Genomic DNA, 20,862 nt, shown 5'->3' on the forward strand with positions numbered 1-20,862 from the left:
GGATCACCCGAGGATGCCCTGCTCAACGGTCTGGACCCCGGCCGCTCGAATGGACGCGCTGAGGCTAGCGATCAACTCTCAAACACCTTCTGAGACGCTCCTCGCTGCGGATGTAGTCGTACCCCTGGACAGAGTCGAAACCACTTACGGCCCTGTGATGCGATGTTGATCATCTCGGAGTTGAAGCGTAATGCCCAAAGTGCAAGGTTCCGCCCTCTTGCGCTCCTTATTTCCATGATCAATCCAGGTCTCGGCTTGTATCATCTATGAATGGCTTGGGAGTGGGCTCTCCAACTAGCACCATCGATCGCCACGGTGGCTGCCGCATCCTTCGGATTAATTCGCAGTGACGGCAGGCTCCGTCGGAACCTTCGTCATGATGTCGAAACTCTCAAGGAACTACCCGAAGGATCTTCAGCTCGAAGGGCTATGGAAGAGCATGTTGAGTGGGAAATAGCTCAACTGCGCGGGTCGGCGAAGGACGGGCAACGAGACATATCAGGCGCAGTGCTAGGCGTGATCATGTTATTAGGCTTCGGATATCTATCAGTTTGGCTCGTACAGCGCGATGCATGGTGGAGCTGGTTTTGGATTCCGTCGGCCATGCTAGCATCCATTGGGATTTACGGCCTTGCCGAAGGACTTACCATTAAAAAGCGCAATACTCAAGACCGAGCTGTCGAATAAGCGTTTAGTTTTATTTTTAGTGCTCGCAGTTGTTGCGATTTGAGCTGTCATTGGGCTGGGCCAACCTCCAGGCTCCGTGCCTGGCTGGCGAGTAGGCGCGCCCGCGAGGCGGCGTGGAGCGTCCTTGGAAGATCGAAGAGGCTCAAAAAATGATCAAAGCCCTGGGTAGAAAACCCTTCGTGGCCCGATCTTCCTATATTGGTGGCACACCTGCGACCGACCTACATCTATTAATGCAGCATATCAAGAAGGCATAAAAAATCCGTTTTGAGGTATTAGGCCATTCACATGAAGCCACATGCAAGTTTTCAGATAGCACTGAAATTTTGAACTACCGCCGCACTTGCTGAGCTAAAGATAATAGGCAAGGTTTATGGCCAGGTACGGCGCGCGGCTGGTGCGGTGGGTGGCCCGTGATCCCGCCGTCGGCCTAGACCAGCGCCCACGCCGCACGCTCGGGCGGCGGGCCGTGCGGCGACGCGCTTGATCCTTATGAGAGCAATTCGGCAGTGTCCGCGCTACGTGATCGTGATCGCTCCACGCCCGGTGCTCAGAGCTTGGCGAGCAGAGCTACCACGTCGGCGAAGCTGCCGGTCAGGGAATCGGGGACGCCCCTGCCCCTTTCGGCAGTGGCCAGGGATGGACGCCCGATGACCCCAGTTTCGGTGTAGGCGCGCATGCCCTCAGCCAGCAGATGGCGGCGGTCGTGGGCGTTACCGACAGCGGGCAGGCTCATGACGACCGGGGCCTCAAGCACCGGGTCGAGGACGAAGGGCGGCCGGTGCCCATCCCGCCGGAGCTGGTGGCGATCCTGCGGGAGCACCTCGACGAGTTCGGCGCGCACGAGGACGGCCGACTGTTCCGGACCTCGCGCAGCGGGGTGATCTCCATCGGGACCTACTGCGAGACGTGGAAGGCGGCTCGACTTCTGGCGCTGACTCCCGAACAGCAGGTGTCCCCATTGGGCGCCCAGCCGTACGACCTGCGACACGCGGCCGTGTCGCTCTGGCTCAACGCCGGAGTGGCGGCTTCCGACGTGGCCGAGCGAGCGGGGCACGGGGTGGACGTGCTGCTCAAGGGCTACGCCAAGTCCATTGACGGGGGTGTGGAGATCGCCAACCGGCGGATAGACGACGCGCTCGCCGCATGATCACGGACACGCACGGGGGACTCGTTCCAGTCGAAGGAATCATGGAAGCGATCGACGCTGATGGCACGGCGAACCAGATGATCGTTATCACCTGTCGCAGATCTCTGCCTCCGAAGCCAATGGCCAGCCCTTGGCTAGGCGTCGGATGATCCGCATGAACGTTTGCAGCTGCTAGGCCCTCGTTCTCGCTGATCATTACCCTGGCCTGAACCTAATCAGTGGTTTCGGCTTTGGCGAAACGACTGACGGCGTCACTCGGTAGCGCGAAGGGTAGGAACGCTAGCTTGATCTCGCGATCGGGATCTCCGTTAGCGTGCATCACGAAGTCGATGCGCCCGTCTGTGTCGTGTGTACCGCGCCGTTTGTAATTTGGGTGTGCCTCGATCTGCTCGATCGCTGTCTTCACAGTTACTGAAACGTTCTTGGTGCGGATGAACACCAGCAGCGCGGCCTTTGTGTCCCGCCACACCAGGTAGCCGAAGAGTTGAGTGAGGGCATCCCGGACGGTCTTTGGGCCTTTCCAGACCTTGCACTCACCAATGAAGACGTTACGATCCCGTTCGCGTACAAGGATGTCAGTCTTACCTGCTCCGTTGAAGACCTCACCAGCCGCTGTGCCTTTGAACTGGGCGTTGAGGTTGATGAGCAGCAGATCGCGGATACTTTCCTCGTCCATACCCGCAGCCACTGAGGGAGTGCGCTCTAGCGCGTTGCGTTGGGCGTCCAGGATTTCAAGTGCCGCCTCGTAGTCAGTTTCAGCTAGTACCGGCTCAGGTGCGAAAGGCTCGTTCCCGCTTGCTGGAGGCCTTCTGGGCGCGATCGTCTTTCGGGTGACCGGAACGCTGTAGGTATCGGCATCTGGCCGCCGCCGGATCGGGAAACCGATCTCGGCCTGAAGGTTGCGCATTGCCAGCAGTTGCTGCCTGCGGGCGGAGACCCATCCCGATACCGCCGATCGCAGCCCCTCATTGTGCTGATCGATGTCCTGCCTGCACCATTCTAGGTATGTATCGATTAGATCCAGCTCTCTCTCAAACTGGATCTGCGCTTGAGCAGCGTCAGTGAAGTTGCCAGCCACGGTGACTCGTAGCTCCGTGGTCCCGAGGGAAGCAACTCGTGGCAGGACACTCGTCCATACCGACGGCTGGCACCAAAAGACCTCAGCCTCCCCTGTGAAGGGAACGACCAGGGTGAGCATAGGGACTCCACGGACGACCGTCTCACCGAAGGAACGATGTTCCTCGTCTGTCTCGGCTATGTCCAGCATCCAGGCCTGGTCTCGGAGAAGACGCGGGCAGTCCACAGTCCCTTCACTCACCAGTGTCTCGATCAGATCATGTTCCGAGGCTTTGAGGAAGGCGTCGATCTCCCAATTGGCTATGCGGTTGCGGACCTTCTCAGAGGTGGTCCTGAGGGTGTCGGGGAGCCGGTAGCTGTGGAACAGCGCTTCTGTCACGTCACCATCATGACGGCTACCAACGACAGAAAGCCGATGCCCTCGGATGACCTCTGCAGTGCTCGGACCTCGCGTGGGGTGTGACCCACGTTGGGACGTACTGAGAGGCATGGAAGACGGCCCGGCTCCTGACGTTGACTCCCCAACAGTGGGTATCCCACTCTGTACGATCTGCGCCACGCGACCGTGTCATTCTGGCTCAACGCGGGTGTGGCCGCTCCCGAGATGGCCGAGTGGGTGGGACACGGGGTGGACGTGCTGCTCAAGGTCTACGCCAAGTGCATCGACGGGGGTATGGAGGTTGTCAAACCGGCGGATAGACGACGCGCTCACCACATGATCACACTTATGCTCAAGAGGTCCCGTTTGGCGCGGGGCCCCTTCGTTTTGCGGGCTCGACCTGGGGAAACGTGACCAACATCATTCCGCGTATATTCCGCGACCACCGACCTAGAGGTGCCCAGGGTGGCGTACGGCTGCGCAGCCCCTAAACGACCAACGGCGCCCCACCAAGCCGTCAGACCTGGTCAGGCGCCGTTTCTCAAGCGAAGCGGAGAGCGTGGGATTCGAACCCACGAGGACTGTCACCAGCCCTAGCGGTTTTCAAGACCGCCGCCATCGTCCACTAGGCGAGCTCTCCTGGGTGACGCGTCGAGAACGCGTCAGATTGCACTTTAGTCTCTCACTGGTCCGGGCGTGCCCTGGACGGGCGAGCACCCAGCAGTCTGGGTGCTCGCCGTACGGGCCGGGTCAGGGTTGTTGGGGGATGGCGAAGCCGTCTCCCACGGAGGCGGCCAGGCGGAGGTAGGCGTCGCGGGTGGAGGGCTGGAGTCTGTCCAGCTCGATCTCGGCGCCCTCCTCCAGGTGGGGGTCGTAGGGGACGCGGATCACGGCTCGGCAGCGGGCCGCGAAGTGGGCCTCAAGGCGGTCGAGGTCCACGGTCGACTTCGACCTGGGGCGGACGCTGCACAGCACGACCGTGGCCGAGCGGACCAGTTCCTCGTAGTGGTGGGCCTCAAGCCAGTCGAGGGTCGCCGAGGCGGCGCGGGCGCCGTCGACGGACGGGGAACTCACCAGGACGAGCTGGTCGGCCAGGCCGAGGACACCGGACATGGCCGAGTGGAGCAGGCCCGTACCGCAGTCGGTGATGCAGATCGAGTAGAAGTTCTCCAGGACCTGCGCTACCGACTGGTAGTCGGAGGAACTGAACGCCTCGGACACCGACGGGTCACGGTCGGAGGCGAGGATCTCCAGCCGGGACGGCGCCTGCGAGGTGAAGGCCCTGACGTCCACATAGCGCTTGATCTGCTTACGCTCGTTCAGCAGGTCACGGACCGTGGCGGAGGTCTCAAGCTCCACCTTGTCCGACAGGGTGCCGCGGTCGGGGTTGGCGTCGACCGCGATGACCCTGTCACCGCGCGACTGGGCGAGGGTGGCGCCGAGGCCGACCGTGGTCGTGGTCTTGCCGACACCACCCTTCAGGCTCAGTACGGCGACGCGGTGATGGCCGGTGGCCACAGGAGTGCGGGCACGGGTGACGAGCTCGCGGCGACGCCGTACCTCGGGCGACTCACCTGGCTTGATCAGCCCGGCCGACGCCCGGTAGACCAGCCTGCGCCAGCCACCGGAGGGCGCGTTGCGGCGTCCCCTGAGCAGCGAGTCGGGATCCAGGCTGTCAGCCGAGGGTCTGGAACCCGCCGGCTGCCTGGACGGCGCGCTGAAAGCCGGCGGCGGTGCCGAGTGACGACGTCTCGCCTGGTACGGCTCCCGCACCGGTTCGGCCGTTTCCTGGCGGGGTGCGCCGGGGTCGCGTTCGGGGACGGACGGAACTCCCCGAGAGGGCGTCTCCTGGAAGGCCGGGGACTCCTGGGGGGCGGTGGGCTGGGGGAAGGACAGGTCCCTCAAAGTGGGCTCCCCCTGGGCGAACAGCGCCTCCCGGGAGAACGACACGTCCCGGAACGACGCCGCCTCCTGGGCGGGCGGTTCCTCAGGGAAGGACTCCTCAGGCGTGCCCTGGGGAGGTGTCTCGACGGAGTCGAACGCGGAGGTCGCGGGGGTGAACGCCCTGCCCCAGTCTCGACCGAAGGCACCGGTCTGGGGGGACTGCCCCAGCGCGCCTCCCCCGGCCGCCTGCCGCAACGCGTCACTCACCGTCGCCTGAGGCGATCTGTCACCCTCGGGCGCCTCACCGGTGGAGGCCGGACGTTCCTCGGGTACGGCCCGCTCCTCATCCGCGCGCGAGAAATCCTCACGTGAGGAATCCGCGCGCGAAGGATCCACGTGTGAGGAACCGGCACGCGAAGCATCAGGGCGTGAGGCGTCAGAGCGTGAGGGATCAGCGCTGCGGGACGGCTCTCCGCCGAAGGTGAACCGGTCCTGGTCGTCTCCGGTGGGCCGGGAGCCTTCCGAAGCGGCTGAGGCACCGAGGGGGAAGGCGTCCTGCCTGCGGGCCGACGGCGTGAAGGGTTCGAGTCCCCGGGAGCCGGGAGCGGGCTCGCCCAGGACGTCGTGACCGACCAGGGGAAAGGTCTGCGAAGCGTCGAGCGGCCGGTGGGCCTGCTCGAACGCGTCCTCCGACGGCTCAGGGGGCTCGGACCCGCTCGACGCGTTCCTGGAAGCGGGGCTCCCCTGGTCGGCCGAGGGGTCAGCGAGAGCGGGAAAACCGGGGTCGGTCGACGATCCCTGGTCGGCCAGGGTTTCGGAGACGGCCACCGGAGCGCTGAGGGGGCCGGAGCCCTGACCCGCCGCCGGGCCGCCGGAAGGCTCCGGTGAACCCCCCGAACCCGAAGAAGGAGCGTCCGGAGGGGAATCGGGGGCCACTGAACCGCCCGGATCCGCGGGGGCGGAAAGAACGTGGAAGCCGGGGTCGGTGGCCGTACCCTGACTGGCCGAGATTCCGGGCGCGGAACCGCCCACCGGGCCGTCGGAGAAACCGCCGGACGTCCCTTGAACGGACGGGGAACCGCCCACCGGACCTTCGGTGAAGGCGGTAGGAGCCTCCTGACCGGCCGAAGAGCCACGGCCGGGGAAAGTCCCCTGCTCGGCAGGAGAACCGGCGGGGAAAGGCGCTTCCTGCTCGGGTGGAGAACCGGGGAAAGGCGCTTCCTGGCCGCCAGGAGAATCGGCCACCGGAGCACCCGATGCCGAAGCCCCTAAAGAGCCACCGGAACGAGCCCCAGAAGATCCGCTGCCCGCCTCATGATCATCCATAGGGCGGGTGCCCTTATGATGGGCGGGCGTGTCCTCCTGGCGGGGCAGCGGTTTCAGGGGGGCGAGGAAGGCCTCGTCGTCACGGCTCGGGACCGGCGGGGGCGGGGGCACACTGAAGGCGCCCGCCTCCCTCCACTCGGCCGCGTCCGCGTCCTCGACAGGAGCGGCGAAGGTGCCGGCAAGACTGCTCACCAGGTGGTTCGAGGGGTCGGCGACCGTACGGAACAGCGACGAGGACGCCGTGTCCGGCTCGGCGGGAACCGAGCCCCAGGGGTCCTTGGGGTAGGGCGAGATGACGGCGTCGTCCAGCGCGCCGCTCTTCGCCGCGATGGGGGGCGCCTCCTCCTGTTCCTTGATAGCGTCGAGCCAGGCAAGCTGTTCCTCGAGAGATTCCTCACGATCGTGCCTTGCCACCGTGTTCCCCCTCGGGATGGGCGTAAAGAGGGCAGCAAACACATAGCAGGTTAACGCCCTGTGTTCTTGTCAATGCGGGCAACCACCAAGTTGATCCCCAGCGGATAGCGTTGGAGACATGCACGCCATCGTGATCGATAAACCCGGTGGACCGGAAGAGCTGAGGTGGCGGGAGGTCCCCGATCCCCAGCTCGGTCCGGGCGACGTCCTGGTCGACGTGGCCGCCTCCGCGGTCAACCGGGCCGACATCCTGCAACGACGTGGGCACTACGCCCCGCCTCCGGGGGCCTCGCCGTACCCCGGGCTTGAGTGTTCCGGGGTGGTCGCCGAGGTCGGCGCGGACGTCGAGGGGTTCAGGGCCGGTGACCGGGTGTGCGCCCTGCTGAGCGGGGGCGGTTACGCCGAGCGGGTTGCCGTGCCGTGGCAGCAGGTGATGCGGGTGCCCGAGGGGGTCGACCTGGTCGAGGCGGCGGCGCTGCCCGAGGTCGCGTGCACGGTGTGGTCCAACGTGTTCATGACCGCGCGGCTGCGCAGGGGCGAGACGCTTCTCGTCCACGGCGGCGCCAGCGGGATCGGCACGCTGGCCGTACAGCTCGCCAAGGCGTTCGGGTCGCGGGTCGTGGTCACCGCGGGGTCGGCGGAGAAGATCGCCCGCTGCCTCGAACTCGGTGCCGACGAGGGGATCAACTATCACGAGGGTGACTTCTCGGAGAGGGTCCAGGCGGATGTCATCCTCGACATCGTCGGCGGGCCGTACCTCATGAGGAACGTCAGGGCCCTGAAGACCGGCGGCAGGCTGGTTGTGATAGGGATGCAGGGAGGCTCCAGGGGGGAGCTTGACCTGGGGGCGCTCCTCACCAGGCGAGCCTCGGTGCACGGCACCACGCTACGCGCGCGACCCGTCGACGAGAAGGGGGTCATCGTGCGTGGCGTCGTGGAGAACGTCTGGCCGCTGGTGGACGCGGGGGTCGTCCGTCCGGTCATCCACTCCCGGGTGCCGATGAGTGAGGCCGCCGAGGCTCACCGGCTCCTCGAATCCGGAGAGCACGTCGGGAAAATCCTGCTAGTAGGTTGAGGACTATGAACGCTGAGGAGAGCACTCCCCATGTTGTGGTCGTGGGCCCGCAGGGGCTCCAGACCGAGGAGGAAGGCGAAGGTCGCTCTGTCGCCGACCTGGTCGAGCAGCCCGCGAAGGTAATGCGCATCGGCAGCATGATCCGGCAGCTCCTCGAAGAGGTCAGGGCGGCTCCGCTGGACGAGGCCAGTCGTAAGCGACTCAAGGAGATCCACCAGAGCTCCATCAAGGAGCTTGAGGACGGTCTCGCGCCCGAGCTGGTCGACGAGCTGGAACGGCTGTCGCTTCCCTTCACCGACGACGGCAACGGCACACCGCCGAGCGACGCCGAGCTGCGGGTCGCGCACGCGCAGTTGGTCGGCTGGCTCGAAGGTCTGTTCCACGGCATCCAGACGACGCTCTTCGCCCAGCAGATGGCGGCCCGCGCCCAGTTGGAGAACATGCGCAGGGCGCTGCCCGGTGGGGTCTCCCTGACGCAGCAGCAGGACGGCCCCCACCAGCAGAGCAGCTCGGGCCCCTACCTGTAACCCCCGTAGAGGGTTTCGAGGATCTCGGCGACCCCGTCGTCATCGTTGGCCGCGGTCACGTGATCGACCGCGGCCAGCACCTCCCCGTGGGCGTTGGCGACGGCGTACGACGTCCCGGCCCAGCGCAGCATCGGCAGGTCGTTGGGCATGTCCCCGAAGGCGACGACCTCGGCCGGGGTGACGGCGCGTCCCTCGGCGAGGGCGGCCAGGGCGGAGGCCTTCGTCACACCGTGGGCGCTCATCTCGATCATGGCGCGGCCGCTTGAGTGGGTGGGCGTGACCAGGTGGCCGACCAGTTCGCACACGTTGTCCTGGAGGGCGTCCGGGTCCATTCCCGGATGCAGTGCCAGGAGTTTCGCGCAGGGCAGAGCGGTGAGCGCGTTCGTCCTGGCGCCGGTCAGTCCCGCCACGCGGTCCAGGCTGTCGAGAAGGAAGCCGGATTCGCGGGCGAACCCGCCCTCGTATTCCACCGAGAACGCGAGCCCCGGGATCTTCTCCCTGAGCCGACTCACCACCTCTTCAAGGACATCCGGGTCGATAAGGTGAGATTTCACGATCTGTTCAGTGTGCAGGTCGTAGACAAGCGCGCCGTTGGCACATATGGCCAGCCCCCGATGCCGTACGGCTGCCGCGATCGGACGCATCCACCTGGGCGGACGCCCCGTCACGAAGACCAGGGTGGCCCCGGCGCTCTCGACGAGCGCGAAGGCCGCTGCGGTGCGGGGTGAGACGGTGCCGTCGGAGCGCAGGGCGGTGCCGTCGAGGTCGGTTGCGACGAGCCTGGGACTTCCCATAACAGGCTCCAGTCTGCACCGTCCCAGGATGGGCGCCGCCTCTGGGATCGCCTCCGAGGAATCTTCCTCGTGGCGGGAACACGACCGCGCCGGATAGTGTTAGATGTGATGGCGTTGTATTAGCTGAATCCCGTTGTGAAAGCCAGTTTGACTGAACCACCCCGGGGCCCGCTGTACGACACAGGGGGTTCATGAGGTGTGAATCCCAAAGTTTCAAATCCTGAGGGAGAGCTTTAATGGCTCAGGGAACCGTCAAGTGGTTCAACGCTGAAAAGGGCTTCGGCTTCATCGCACCGGACGGCGGTGCACCGGACGTGTTCGTGCACTTCTCCGAGATCCAGGGCAGCGGCTACCGCAGCCTGGAGGACGGCCAGCGAGTCGAGTTCGAGATCACGCAGGGCCAGAAGGGTCCGCAGGCCTCGCAGGTCCGCGCCGTCTGACCATAGACCTCTGTAAGGAGGTAAGGCGGGGTTCGCTTAACGCGAACTCCGCCTTTCTCCTTTTCCGGACCTTCCGCCTTTCCCGTCACGGCCCGTCAAGGCGCCGTCGGAAGCCCTGAAGGCCCTCCAGAGCCTCCGGAAGACCCCGGGTGGGGATCAAAGAAGGCCCCCCGCCGCAGAAGCGGCGAGAGGCCTTTCAAGCGAGGCGGCTACCTGACCTTGACCGGTTCGAGGACGTCGAGCCCCACGAAGGGACGCAGCGCCCGGGGAACCTCGACCGAGCCGTCGGCCCGCTGGTGGTTCTCCAGGATGGCGACGATCCACCGGGTGGTGGCCAGGGTCCCGTTCAGCGTGGCCACGTGCCGGGGCTTGCCGTCCTTGTCACGGAACCGTACGGCCAGGCGGCGGGCCTGGAACTCGGTGCAGTTGGAGGTCGAGGTGAGCTCGCGGTAGCGGCCCTGGCTCGGCACCCACGCCTCGCAGTCGAACTTGCGCGCCGCGCTCGTCCCGAGGTCGCCCGCCGCGGTGTCGATGATGCGGTAGGGCACCTCGATCTTGGCGAGCATCTCCTTCTCCCAGGCCAGCAGGCGCTGGTGCTCCTCCGCGGCGTCCTCGGGACGGCAGTAGGAGAACATCTCGACCTTGTCGAACTGGTGGACGCGGATGATGCCCCTGGTGTCCTTGCCGTAGGAGCCGGCCTCCCTGCGGAAGCAGGACGACCATCCGGCGTAGCGGTAGGGCAGCTCGGCGCCGTCGAGGATCTCGTCGGCGTGGTAGGCCGCCATCGGCACCTCGCTGGTGCCGACCAGGAACAGGTCCTCCTCGGGCAGGCGGTAGACCTCGCTGGCGTGGGCGCCGAGGAAGCCGGTGCCCTGCATCGACTCGGGCTTGACCAGGACCGGCGGGATCATCGGGATGAACCCCGCCTCGACCGCCTGCTGCATGGCCATGTTGAGCAGGCCGAGCTGCAGGCGGGCGCCCGCGCCCTTCAGGAAGAAGAACCTCGATCCCGAGACCTTGGCGCCGCGCTCCATGTCGATCGCGCCGAGCAGTTCGCCCAGTTCGAGGTGGTCGCGCGGCTCGAAGTCGAAGACCGGCTTCTCGCCGACCTCCTCGATCACGACGTAGTCGTCCTCACCACCGTGGGGGGCGCCCTCCTCGACGATGTTCGGCACCGTCTGGATCAGCTCTTCCAGCTCGCCCGCGAGCTTCTCCGCCTCGGACTCGGCCGACTTGACCTGCGTGGCGAGCTCCTTGGCCCGGTCGAGCAGCGCGGCCTTCTCCTCGCCGGAGGCGCGGGAGACCGACTTGCCGATGCTCTTCTGCTCGGCGCGCAGCGACTCGAAGCGACTCAGCGCGCCGCGCCTGCGCTCGTCCAGGTCGAGCAGCGTCTCGACGACGGCGTCGTCCTCACCGCGGGCACGCTGCGACGCCCGTAGCCGGTCGGGATCCTCACGAAGGGTACGCAGGTCAATCACAGCACAAGGCTACCGACGTCACACCGCGGCCTGCGCGCCTATTAAGCCCGCCTTAGGTCTGTCTTAGACCTGTCCCGCCCTGATCCGGGCCAGCCAGCTCGCGGCCTCGGCGAAGTCGGAGTCGGAGGTGCCCCTCTTGACCTGGGGCGTCAGGCCGTCCGCGCGGGGGTAGCTGCCCAGGAAGCGCACCTCGGAGCTGACGCGGTGCAGCCCGGAGACCGCCTCCCCGACCCTGGCATCGGACACGTGGCCCTCAAGGTCGAAGTGGAAGAAGTAGCGGCCGATGCCGTCTCCGGTGGGCCGTGACTCGATGCGGGTCAGGTTGACCCCGCGCACCGAGAACTCGGTGAGCATCTCCAGCAGCGCACCCGGGTGGTCGTCGGAGAGGAAGGCCACCAGGGAGGTGCGGTCGGCGCCGGTCGGCGCGGGCAGCGGCCCCGGGCGCGCGACCCTGACGAACCTGGTCACCGTGTCGGAGCGGTCGCCCACGTTGGCCACCAGCTCGACCAGCCCGTAGTTGTCGCCCGCGATGCGTGCCGCGATCGCCGCGTCGTACGGCGAGCCGGGCAGGGCGACCTCCTGGGCGGCGGCCGCGGTCGAGGGGGCGGCGACGACCACGGCCTCGGGCAGCTCGCGGGCGGTGAAGCCACGGCACTGGGTGATGGCCGCCGGGTGGGTGAAGACCCGCTTGATGTCGCGCATGCGGGTGCCGGGCCGTACCAGAAGGGAGAACTCGACGGGCAGCAGCAGTTCGGCGACGATGAGCAGTTGCCTGCCCCAGGCCAGCTCGTCCAGGGTGGTGGTTATGCCGCCTTCGAGGGAGTTCTCCAGGGGGACGACGGCACCGTCGGCCTCGCCCTGGCGGGCCGCGTCGAGCGCGGCGCTGACGTTGGCGCAGGGCAGGCGCTCGGCGTCCGGGGCCAGGGTCCGCAGGGCCTCCTCGGTGAAGGTGCCCTCCGGTCCCAGGTAGGCGAGTCTGGGCATGACCCCAGGCTATCCGCCGCCCGCCGGAAACCGCGCCCGGAAGCGCGCATCCGGACGGGTCACACCACCGGAAAACCCGAAAAAGCCGGAAAAGTCGCTCGGCGGCGGGGCAGCCACACCGCGAGCAGCCAGACCAGGACGAGCGCGCCGAGGCCGAAGCCGTTCTGCACGATCTTGCCGACCACGGGGCTGAGGACGGGAATCTCCGCCGCCTTGATCGTCACCCCCCACCACGGGATGGGCAGCACGTAGTACAGCCAGACCCCCGCGGCGACGCGGACGCGCACCGGATCACGGCCGTCACCGACCAGCGCGCCGAGGACCACGACCACCCAGGCCAGGTGGTGGATCCAGGCGACCGGCGACAACAGCACGGCCATCAGCCCGACCAGGGCGACCGCCGTCGTCGGGTGCCCGTCGAGCATGGCCCTGCGGGCGTGGCGGAAGCCGTACCAGGCGATCACCGCGACCAGCGCGAGCCACAGCAGGGAGGTGAGCTGGTCGGGCAGGTAGAGCCGGATGAGCATGCCGCGCACGGACTGGTTGGTGGTCGCGGCGTTGGCACCGAGGCGTTCGGGGTCGAGCAGCGCGCCGAACCAGAAGTCCGTGGCGTCGGACGGGATGACCAGGAACGGCAGCACGGTCAGCAGCGCGGCGGTGAAGGCGGCCATGAGGAAGGCGTCGCGCTGCTCCTTCCTGGCGCCGGGGCCGAAGCCGGTCAGCAGGAGATAGATCAGGAAGACGCCGGGAGTGAGCTTGACCGCGGTCGCCAGGCCGATCAGCACGCCACGCGGCCACGGCGGTCTTCGGGCCACGCAGTCGGCCAGGCAGAGCGCGACGAGCAGGATGTCCACCTGGCCGAAGCGGAACTGGTCCCTGATCGGCATCAGGTAGGCGCAGGCGACCGTCAGCAGCGCCAGGAGCAGCGGCACCTTCCACCCGCCGAGCCGCTCCAGGGCGGGCCGGAAGGCGTAGCGGACGGTGACGGCCAGCGTCAGGAGGATCAGCGCGGTCCACACCCACTGCGCGAGCGGCCACGACATCATCGCCAGCGGCGTGGCCAGCATCGCCGCGATCGGCGGGTAGGTGAACGGCAGTAACTGCGGCGCGGGCGTCACGAAGTCGTAGACCGGCCGTCCTTCGAGCAGCTCCCGGCCGCCGGTACGGTAGACGTCCAGATCGACAAGGCGCTGGTCGTCGACGTTGCCCAGCCACGGGAGCACCAGCGGGGCGAGCGCGACCAGCACGACCAGCAGGGCGGGCAGCCACGTCCACGGTGCCGGTCGTGGTGGCCGCCCGGCCACGGTCGCCTCGCCATTCCTCACGACCAGGCAGGCTACCGTGGGCGTGGGGAAGCGTGGACAAGCCGCCGACGGGGAGAGACACATGGGTTCCGGTGCTGGGCACGTCCGCGCCGCGCTGGCCGTCCTGCTGACGTTCCCGGCGCTCGCCGGATTCCTGCTCACCGGTACGGCCCCGGCCCGCGCTGAGACGGCGCCCGCCAGGGTCGTGGTGGTCGGGGTGCCCGGTCTCCAGTGGGGTGATCTCGACCGGGCGCGGACGCCGAACCTGTGGCAACTCGTCGAGCGGGGCGCCTCGGCCTCGATGTCGACCAGGGCGGTTCCCCCGCCCTCGCGGAGTCTCACCTGCCCGGTCGCGGGCTGGCTGACGGTCTCGGCTGGGCAGCGGGCGGGCGCCCCCGGCGACTCCTGCGCACCGGCGGCCCAGCCGGTGACCGGCCAGGACGGCGGGGCGAGCGTGCCCGGCTGGCAGGAACTGGTGACGTTCAACGCGGTCAAGACGTCGTATCGGCCCGTGCTGGGCTTGCTGGGTCAGCGGGTCGTCGACTCCGGGGGGAAGGTCGCGGCTGTTGGCCCGGGAGCCGCCCTCGCCGCCGCCGACAAATCCGGAAATATCGGCAAATATGCACCGGACGTCGCGGGGCTCGGCGATCTGACGCCGTACCAACTGGTCGTCGTGGAGATCCCCGACCTCACCGCGGCGTGGCTCGCCCGTCCCAGGGACGCCGACGGGGTCCCGGCCGCGCTGCCGGACCAGGCCAGACGGGACGCCGTCGCCGCCGCCGACCGGGGAGTCGGCACGCTGCTCGCCAAGCTCCCCCAGGGCGGCACGGTCCTGCTCGGCGGTCTGTCGGACGCCGCGATCTCGGCGCACCTGCACGTCGCGATCGCCGACGGCCCTTCGCCGGGCGGTGAGCCGTACGGTCCCGGCTATCTTGGCGCCACCTCGACCAGGCAGGAGGGGCTGGTCACCAACACCGACCTGACCGCTACCGCCCTCACCCTGCTCGGCCTCGGCCTGCCGGACGGCGCCGTCGGCCGCCCCTGGAGCGGCGCGGCACCAACCGGAGAGAGCCCGGAAGGGATCGTGCGGAGCCTGACCGAGGCCGATCTGGCCAGCCAGGTGCTACGGCGGGTGCAGGGGCCGTTCTTCGCGGTCTTCGTCAGCGCGCAGTTGCTGTTCTACCTGCTGGCCGCCTTCGCCGTACGGCGTGGCTGGGGTGGTTCGCGGGCACTGGCGGCCACCGGGGTCGTCGCGACCGTCGGCGGGTCCATCCCGGTCGCGACCTTCCTGGCCCAGCTCGTGCCGTGGTGGTCGTTCCCCGCCCCGATGGCCTCGGTCATCGTGACCATCCTCGCCATCGCGGGCGCCGTGGCCGGGATCGCCCTGGCCGGGCCGTGGCGCCGGAACGTCCTCGGCCCGCTGACCGTGGTCGCCTCGATCACCTCGCTCGCCCTGCTCGGCGATGTGATGACCGGTTCGTCCCTCCAGGTGAACGCGGTCACCGGCTACGAACCCGTCACGGGAGGGCGGTTCTACGGCTTCGGCAACATCGCCTTCGCGGTCTACTCGGCCGGGACGATCCTGGCCATGGCGGGCATCGCCCACTGGCTGATCTCCCGGGGACGGCGCCCGCTGGCGTTCACGTTCTGCCTGCTGTACGGCGGGCTCGCGGTGTTCGCCGACGGCTGGCCCGCGTGGGGGGCCGACTTCGGCGGGGTGCCCGCCTTCCTCATCGGGGTCGCCGTCTTCCTGATCCTGCTGGCCGGGGGCCGGGTCTCACCGCTCAGGCTCGTCCTCGTCGGCCTGGCCGGTGCCGTGCTCATCGGGGCCATCGCGGTCGTCGACTGGCTCAAGCCCGCCGAGCGCCGTACCCACCTGGGCACCTTCGTGCAGCAGGTGATCGACGGCGAAGCGTGGACGGTCGTCGGCCGCAAGTTCGGGGCCATGGTCGGAGTGACGGTCGGCAACTGGTCGCTGACCCTGCTGTCGCTGGTCGCGCTGGCCTTCCTGTTCCTGGTGCTCGACCGCCCCTCCCGGTGGGGCGCCTCCGCGCTCGCCCGCGCCTACGCGGCGGCGCCGCCGCTGCGCGCCGGGCTGATCGGCGCGCTGGCGTGCGCGCTGGTCGGGTTCCTGATGAACGACTCGGGCATCGCGATCCCGGCGATGGCGCTCACGGTCGCGGTGCCGCTGACGCTGACCGCCTGCGTGCGCGCGCTGCGGACCTCGCCGACCACCACGCCAGCGCGAGCGTCAACGCCAGCAGGGACCACGGCACCACCTGCTGCCTGACGACGGTCTGCAGCCAGAGCATGTCGTCGGGGCGCAGCGCCTCCCTCGCGGGCAGGTAGCCCAGCGACAGGATGACGACCCTGGCGATCAGGAACCCTTCGAGGGCGGGCCAGGCGACCATGGCCAGCAGGGCGAAGGCAAGCCCGTCGTACCACGGCAGCGCGTAGGTCGCGGCGAACAGCCAGGCGACCACGATGGCCACGGCGACCCCGGGCGCCGAGTGCTCCGGCGCGGCCCGCAGGAGCAGCCAGGCCAGCAGGACGAGCAGCGCCAGCGAGCCCACCTGGGTCCAGGCCGAGTAGGCGCCGGGCCCGAACGCCTCCTGGAGCCCCGTCTTGACGAGCTGCCACGGCGTGCCGAGGGAGACCTTCCTGCTGGCCGCGCCGACCTGGTCGAGCACGTGCGGCCCCGCGACCGCGTAGATCGCCAGCACCGTCGCCGTGGCGGTGCCCGCGACGACGGCGAGCCTGCCGGGACGGCGACGCAGTTCCCAGGCGGGGCCGAGCGCGACGAGCCCGGCGTTGAGCTTCACCCCGATCCCCACCCCGAGCAGCACCCCCGAGGCCGCCCCCCTGGCCATGAGCGCGGCCACCATGCAGGCCACGGCCAGGGTGTCCACGTGCGTCCCCGCGCCCAGGTGGTAGATCATCAGCGGGTTCGCCGCCCACAGCAGCGCCGCCCTGGCCCGCAGGTCGGCGTCCCCCCTGGTGAAACGGTCGAGCAGCAGCGCCGTACCCGCGAAGGCGAGGGCGTTGACCAGCGCCATCACGAAGACGGTCAGCCTGACCGACTCTCCCCCGGCCAGACTCGCCAGCGCCTGTACGGCCGTCGCCACCGGCCCGTAGACGCTGGTCACGCCCGTCCACTCCTCGACGGCGCCGAGCACAGGGTCAGTGGGCAGCGCCGAGGGAGCCGTCTCGTAGGGGTTGTGGCCGAGCGTCACCAACCGGCCGTAGGCGGCGTAGTTGAGATGGTCGGCCGACCCCGAGGGCGGCAGGAAGGCCAGCAGCGCCACGACCGCACAGCCGAGCCCGGCCAGCAGCCGTGGATCAGGCCGCCACCTGGCCCGCAGGGCACCGAGGAGACCCACGCCCCCCAGCAGGATCGCCGCCGCGGCCATGCCGATCACCAGGTGGGCGTCCGGCCGTACCCCCAGTGAGTACGGCGGCTGCCAGGCGGGCCCGGCCAGGTCGGGGACCATGACGGAGGGACCGAGCAGCCCGATCAGGACCGTCAGTCCGGCGGAGAGCCCGAGCACGGCGAAAGCGGCGACGTCGAGCGCCCGCGGCGTGCCCCGCGCGGGAACCCGTGTGTCGTCGGCAACCGTCGCGTCCTGGGTCACCCGCAAATTCCAGCACACCCGGACCGGTGCCCCGGCCGGTGCGCCGGTTATCCCCGGACCTGTCCCCGGACCAGGAGGGCCCAGGCGACGTCACGGAACTGCTTCGCCCGGTGGAGCTGTGCCTTCCAGTCGGTGCCGGTGGCCCGGTGCGCCATCTCGACCTCGACCTCGCGCACCCGGAACCCCTTGCGGACCAGGTCGATCGTCAGCGCCGTCTCGACGCCGAACCCCCTGGCCAGCGGGCGGGCGGCCTCGAAGGCGGCCCTGGTCAGGCAGCGCTGGCCGTTGAGCGGCTGGGCGGGCGTCCAGCCCGTGGCGCGTTCGATGCCCCGCCTGGCGAGGTTCACCACGAGCCCGTGGCCGCCGAGCTTCACCCGGGTGACGAAGACCGCGATGGTCATGTCCGCCTCGCCCGCCGTGACCGGCTTGATCAGCGGATCGGCCGCGCGTGCCGTCTCCCCCAGATCAGCGTCGAGGAAGAGCAGGTGGCGGGGGGACTCACCGTCGAGCAGTCGTACGGCCTCGGCGCCGCTCTCCATGGCGGCGGCCTTGCCGCGATTCCTGCTGTGCCGGATGACCCGGGCTCCCGCGGCCTTGGCCACCCGGCCTGTCTGGTCGGTCGAACCGTCGTCGACGACCATGACGAGGTCCACCCCGGCCAGTTCCAGGGCCGCGGCCACGGTCGCGCCGATGCGGTCGGCCTCGTCCTTGGCCGGGATGATCACCGCTGTCCCGGTCATGCTTGTCGCTTCGCCGACAGCAGCTTGTCGGGCATCGCCTCGTACACGGTGAAGACCGAGTCGAGGCCGGTGACCTGGAGAATCTTGCGGACGGCCGGTCGCGGCGCGGCCAGCTCCAGAGTGCCGCCGCGTTCACGTAGTCGCTTGAGCGCGGAAAGCAGCACGTTCATCCCGGTGGAGTCGCAGAACTCCACGCCGGACATGTCGATGACCACGTGGGTGGCCGGGCTCTCCTGGAGCAGCCGAGTGAACTCGGCCTGCAGGCCAGGCGCGGTATACAGGTCGATTTCGCCAATTATGGCCATGACGGTGTGCCCGGCATGTGATCGAGTTGAGACTTTTAGCTCCACAGCGGGCACACTAGCGGCGCAAAGGCAACCGGTCACGTTTCCGCCACGCGACCCGAGTCGTCGGCCCTTTGTCCCCCGTTTAGGCCCCATGAAAACTCTGAGTGCGCAAAACTTGACCCAGAGCGACACCGGCTTAGCCGGAAAGGGGGGAGACCCGGGAACCTCCCGACCGTCCTGCGCTACGTCAGTGGCGGCCGTTGAGTAGAAACGGGCTCGAACGCATCTATGAACACCGACCTTCCTGAGGATCCTCAGCGACAACGCCTCCGCGAGCACCTGGAGGCCATGGTCACCCGCACCGAGAAGGCGACCTCGTGGCACGACGCCGCCAACTCGCTGCGTGGCCTGGTGAACCGTGAGGGATACGTCCCGATCAGAACCCGCCTGGCGAGCGCGGACCTCGACTTCCTCGAAGGCGCACGTGAGGAGCTGCTCGGCTTCGCGGCCCTGGGCGTCCGGCTGCTCGACCTGCACCAGCCACGTGACGCGGGCGGCATCACCAGCGACACCGCCAACCCGATCCTGCGCTGCCGAAGCTGCATGTGGCGCTGGCCGTGCCCGACGTTCCGCGCCATCTCCGAGTCCTTCGACAGCCCGAGGACACCTCTCTCCTACCAGCGTGTCGAGCCGGACCCCCGTGGCCTGCTGCCGATCGAGCTCGACCCCGACGACGCGCCGCCGGGAGGCACCCACCCCTACGCCACGGGGTGACGCAGCGGCAGGCGGATCTCGAAACGGCAGCCCGGTCCGGCGTTGACGACGTCGATGGTTCCCTCGTGAGCCTCGACGATGCCCCGGGCGATGGCCAGCCCGAGCCCCGCCCCCGCGCCGTCCGTGACGGGCGTCCTGGCCGCCTCCCCGCGGAAGGCCACGTCGAACACGCGGGGAAGGTCCTCGGCCGGGATGCCGCCGCAGCAGTCGGCCACCGACAGGCAGGCCGTACCCTCCTCGGCGCTCGCCCGCACCCAGACGGTGCCGTCGTGCGGGGTGTGCCTGATGGCGTTGTCCACCAGGTTGCGTAGCGCCCTGGACAGCTCCCCCGCGTCCGCCTCGACCGGGACGACCCGCTCGGCCTGCGCGGCGAGCCGTACCCCCTTGGCCCTGGCGAGCGGCTCGGCCCCGGCCAGGGCGTCGGCGACCAGGTCACCGAGGCCGATCCTGCTCCTGGACAGGCGCAGGGCGCCCGCGTGGATCCTGGACAGTTCGAACAGGTCGCCGACCATGCCCGCGAGCCGGTCCACCTCCAGACGGATCTGGGTGTGGTAGCGGCCAACCGTCTCGGGGTCGGAGACGACGCCGTCCTCAAGGGCCTCGGCCATGGCGCGCATGCCGGCCAGCGGGGTGCGCAGGTCGTGGCTGACCCAGGCGACCAGCTCGCGGCGGGCGCTCTCCAGCGCGCGTTCCCGCTCGTGGCCGAGGCGCAGCCGCTCGTAGGCCTCTTCGAGGGTCATGGCGATGGTGTCCAGCTCGGCGGGCAGGCCACGCGGCGGGGTGAACTCCCCGGTCGGCGGTACGGCGTGCACGGCGTCGACGAGCTTCCTGCTGGCCGCGACGACCCGGCGGGCGAGCACAGTCGCGACGCCGAGGCCGACCAGCCCGCCGACCGCGACCACGCTGAGCACGATGTCCCGGGAACCGCCCGCGATGATCATCTTCAGCGTGATGGCCACCACGCCGCCGACCGTCGCGACGACGCTCACCACGGCGACCACCGCGAGCATCACGCCGATCGACCGCTCGCGCAGCAGCCGCATCACGCCGAGGCCGGTCAGCGCGACCAGCAGGCCGAGGCCCGCGGTGACGGCGACGATCTCCAGCATCTCGGGGATCACGGCACGTCCGAGGGCTCGTAGCGGTAGCCGACCCCCCACACCGTGACGATGCGCCTCGGCGCGGTCGGGTCGGGCTCGACCTTCTCCCTGAGCCTGCGCACGTGCACGGTCACCGTCGAGGAGTCGCCGAAGGACCAGCCCCAGACCTGGTCGAGCAGGGCCGTACGGCTGAACGCCTGGCGGGGGTTGCGCATCAGGTGGGCCAGGAGGTCGAACTCACGGGCGGTCAACGTGATCTCCCGGTCGCCGAGCCGTACCTCGTGGGCGCCGACGTCGACCGTCAGGTCGCCGTCCCTGAGCACGCCGGTGCCGGAGGGGGCGGTGGCGCCGCGGGCCCTGCGCAGCACGGACTGCACCCGCAGGGCCAGCTCCCTCGGGCTGAAGGGCTTGGTGACGTAGTCGTCGGCACCGGTCTCAAGGCCGACGACCCGGTCGATCTCCTCACCGAGCGCGGTCAGCATGATGACCGGGACCGGCCAGCGTTCCCTGAGCTTCCTGCAGACCTGCAGGCCGTCCATCCTGGGCAGCATCAGGTCGAGGACGAGCAGGTCAGGTGGGCTGGCCAGCGCGCGTCTGAGCGCCTCGGCGCCGTCGTCGACGCACTCGACCTGGTGGCCGTCACGTTCCAGGTAGCGGGCCACGACCTCGGCGACCGTCGGATCGTCCTCGACCACCAGAATCCGCGCGCTCATGGTTACACCGTAGGCCCGTTCCCCATGATCGCCACACTCCGTCACCACTCCGTAAGGATGAGATCGTTATGGTTCGCCACGCACGTCCGACCTTCGT

General features: G+C 68.7%; 18 protein-coding genes and 1 tRNA gene. 6 read left to right on the forward strand and 13 right to left on the reverse strand.

Going from position 1 to position 20,862, the window contains the following annotated elements:
- Positions 1 to 1,237: 1,237 nt before the first annotated feature.
- Positions 1,238 to 1,444, reverse strand: coding sequence for a hypothetical protein (locus FHS44_RS19535; protein ID WP_184717998.1), 207 nt, complete (start codon positions 1,442 to 1,444; stop codon positions 1,238 to 1,240).
- A 24-nt stretch (positions 1,445 to 1,468) separates the two neighbouring features.
- Between FHS44_RS19535 and FHS44_RS19540 the strand changes: the two genes are divergently transcribed.
- The gene (locus tag FHS44_RS19540) at positions 1,469 to 1,837 is read left to right on the forward strand and encodes a site-specific integrase (protein ID WP_281401520.1); all 369 of its coding nucleotides are present in this window, start codon (positions 1,469 to 1,471) and stop codon (positions 1,835 to 1,837) included.
- Between the two features lie 211 nt (positions 1,838 to 2,048).
- On the opposite strand, the gene FHS44_RS19545 is transcribed toward FHS44_RS19540, so the two are convergent.
- The 3 genes from FHS44_RS19545 to FHS44_RS41040 form a co-directional block, all read right to left on the reverse strand.
- Complete coding sequence (locus tag FHS44_RS19545; protein WP_184716707.1) at positions 2,049 to 3,293, reverse strand: hypothetical protein; 1,245 nt, start codon at positions 3,291 to 3,293, stop codon at positions 2,049 to 2,051.
- A 551-nt stretch (positions 3,294 to 3,844) separates the two neighbouring features.
- Positions 3,845 to 3,933 (reverse strand) — tRNA-Ser (locus tag FHS44_RS19550).
- Between the two features lie 110 nt (positions 3,934 to 4,043).
- Positions 4,044 to 5,444 (reverse strand): MinD/ParA family ATP-binding protein, encoded by a 1,401-nt coding sequence (locus tag FHS44_RS41040; RefSeq protein WP_312863730.1) that lies wholly within the window; start codon positions 5,442 to 5,444, stop codon positions 4,044 to 4,046.
- Positions 5,445 to 7,035: 1,591 nt separating this feature from the next.
- Between FHS44_RS41040 and FHS44_RS19560 the strand changes: the two genes are divergently transcribed.
- Entirely contained in the window at positions 7,036 to 7,992 is a 957-nt protein-coding gene (locus FHS44_RS19560; RefSeq protein ID WP_184716709.1) for an NAD(P)H-quinone oxidoreductase, read from the forward strand.
- Positions 7,993 to 7,997: 5 nt separating this feature from the next.
- On the forward strand, positions 7,998 to 8,519 hold the full coding sequence (locus tag FHS44_RS19565) for a bacterial proteasome activator family protein (RefSeq protein ID WP_184716711.1): 522 nt from the start codon (positions 7,998 to 8,000) through the stop codon (positions 8,517 to 8,519).
- Here the strand turns inward: FHS44_RS19565 and FHS44_RS19570 are convergent.
- A complete protein-coding gene (locus tag FHS44_RS19570) occupies positions 8,510 to 9,313 on the reverse strand; it encodes an HAD family hydrolase (protein ID WP_184716713.1) in 804 nt (267 codons plus the stop codon). The two genes, FHS44_RS19565 and FHS44_RS19570, sit on opposite strands and share 10 nt — an antisense overlap.
- 236 nt (positions 9,314 to 9,549) lie before the next feature.
- Here FHS44_RS19570 and FHS44_RS19575 point away from each other — a divergent pair, with 236 nt between their 5' ends.
- Positions 9,550 to 9,753: a cold-shock protein gene (locus FHS44_RS19575; protein ID WP_179821289.1), complete on the forward strand. Its 204-nt coding sequence runs from the start codon at positions 9,550 to 9,552 to the stop codon at positions 9,751 to 9,753.
- 209 nt (positions 9,754 to 9,962) lie between these two features.
- On the opposite strand, the gene serS is transcribed toward FHS44_RS19575, so the two are convergent.
- The 3 genes from serS to FHS44_RS19590 all read right to left on the reverse strand — a co-directional run bounded on the left by serS (position 9,963) and on the right by FHS44_RS19590 (position 13,540).
- Positions 9,963 to 11,231: a serine--tRNA ligase gene (serS, locus tag FHS44_RS19580; protein WP_184716715.1), complete on the reverse strand. Its 1,269-nt coding sequence runs from the start codon at positions 11,229 to 11,231 to the stop codon at positions 9,963 to 9,965.
- Between the two features lie 63 nt (positions 11,232 to 11,294).
- The gene (pheA, locus tag FHS44_RS19585; RefSeq protein ID WP_184716717.1) at positions 11,295 to 12,215 is read right to left on the reverse strand and encodes a prephenate dehydratase; all 921 of its coding nucleotides are present in this window, start codon (positions 12,213 to 12,215) and stop codon (positions 11,295 to 11,297) included.
- A gap of 59 nt (positions 12,216 to 12,274) precedes the next feature.
- Positions 12,275 to 13,540 (reverse strand): glycosyltransferase 87 family protein, encoded by a 1,266-nt coding sequence (locus FHS44_RS19590; protein WP_312863731.1) that lies wholly within the window; start codon positions 13,538 to 13,540, stop codon positions 12,275 to 12,277.
- 61 nt (positions 13,541 to 13,601) lie between these two features.
- Here FHS44_RS19590 and FHS44_RS19595 point away from each other — a divergent pair, with 61 nt between their 5' ends.
- Positions 13,602 to 15,809, forward strand: coding sequence for a hypothetical protein (locus tag FHS44_RS19595; RefSeq protein ID WP_184716721.1), 2,208 nt, complete (start codon positions 13,602 to 13,604; stop codon positions 15,807 to 15,809).
- Here the strand turns inward: FHS44_RS19595 and FHS44_RS19600 are convergent.
- The 3 genes from FHS44_RS19600 to FHS44_RS19610 are packed head-to-tail and all read right to left on the reverse strand — an operon-like array spanning position 15,691 to position 18,241.
- Positions 15,691 to 17,151 (reverse strand): MptA/MptB family glycosyltransferase, encoded by a 1,461-nt coding sequence (locus FHS44_RS19600; protein WP_312863732.1) that lies wholly within the window; start codon positions 17,149 to 17,151, stop codon positions 15,691 to 15,693. The two genes, FHS44_RS19595 and FHS44_RS19600, sit on opposite strands and share 119 nt — an antisense overlap.
- Before the next feature lie 47 nt (positions 17,152 to 17,198).
- Positions 17,199 to 17,891, reverse strand: coding sequence for a glycosyltransferase family 2 protein (locus FHS44_RS19605; protein WP_184716725.1), 693 nt, complete (start codon positions 17,889 to 17,891; stop codon positions 17,199 to 17,201).
- Entirely contained in the window at positions 17,888 to 18,241 is a 354-nt protein-coding gene (locus FHS44_RS19610; protein ID WP_184716727.1) for an STAS domain-containing protein, read from the reverse strand. Before FHS44_RS19610 ends, FHS44_RS19605 begins: the two co-directional genes overlap by 4 nt.
- Before the next feature lie 225 nt (positions 18,242 to 18,466).
- Here FHS44_RS19610 and FHS44_RS19615 point away from each other — a divergent pair, with 225 nt between their 5' ends.
- Positions 18,467 to 18,952 (forward strand): hypothetical protein, encoded by a 486-nt coding sequence (locus FHS44_RS19615; protein ID WP_246435757.1) that lies wholly within the window; start codon positions 18,467 to 18,469, stop codon positions 18,950 to 18,952.
- On the opposite strand, the gene FHS44_RS19620 is transcribed toward FHS44_RS19615, so the two are convergent.
- Entirely contained in the window at positions 18,937 to 20,073 is a 1,137-nt protein-coding gene (locus FHS44_RS19620; protein WP_312863733.1) for a sensor histidine kinase, read from the reverse strand. The genes FHS44_RS19615 and FHS44_RS19620 overlap by 16 nt on opposite strands.
- Complete coding sequence (locus tag FHS44_RS19625; protein ID WP_184716729.1) at positions 20,070 to 20,765, reverse strand: response regulator transcription factor; 696 nt, start codon at positions 20,763 to 20,765, stop codon at positions 20,070 to 20,072. The genes FHS44_RS19620 and FHS44_RS19625 overlap by 4 nt, the downstream gene beginning before the upstream one ends.
- Positions 20,766 to 20,862 lie beyond the last annotated feature (97 nt).

The sequence above is a fragment of the Streptosporangium saharense genome (assembly GCF_014203715.1).
Classification (GTDB): Bacteria; Actinomycetota; Actinomycetes; order Streptosporangiales; family Streptosporangiaceae; genus Streptosporangium; species Streptosporangium saharense.

Coding starts and splice junctions, on each gene's coding strand:
- FHS44_RS19560 (WP_184716709.1), top strand. CDS start 7,036: ATGCACGCCATCGTGATCGATAAACCCGGTGGACCGGAAGAGCTGAGG.
- FHS44_RS19565 (WP_184716711.1), top strand. CDS start 7,998: ATGAACGCTGAGGAGAGCACTCCCCATGTTGTGGTCGTGGGCCCGCAG.
- FHS44_RS19625 (WP_184716729.1), bottom strand. CDS start 20,765: ATGAGCGCGCGGATTCTGGTGGTCGAGGACGATCCGACGGTCGCCGAG.
- FHS44_RS19605 (WP_184716725.1), bottom strand. CDS start 17,891: ATGACCGGGACAGCGGTGATCATCCCGGCCAAGGACGAGGCCGACCGC.
- FHS44_RS19595 (WP_184716721.1), top strand. CDS start 13,602: ATGGGTTCCGGTGCTGGGCACGTCCGCGCCGCGCTGGCCGTCCTGCTG.
- FHS44_RS19575 (WP_179821289.1), top strand. CDS start 9,550: ATGGCTCAGGGAACCGTCAAGTGGTTCAACGCTGAAAAGGGCTTCGGC.
- pheA (WP_184716717.1), bottom strand. CDS start 12,215: ATGCCCAGACTCGCCTACCTGGGACCGGAGGGCACCTTCACCGAGGAG.
- FHS44_RS19570 (WP_184716713.1), bottom strand. CDS start 9,313: ATGGGAAGTCCCAGGCTCGTCGCAACCGACCTCGACGGCACCGCCCTG.
- FHS44_RS19615 (WP_246435757.1), top strand. CDS start 18,467: ATGAACACCGACCTTCCTGAGGATCCTCAGCGACAACGCCTCCGCGAG.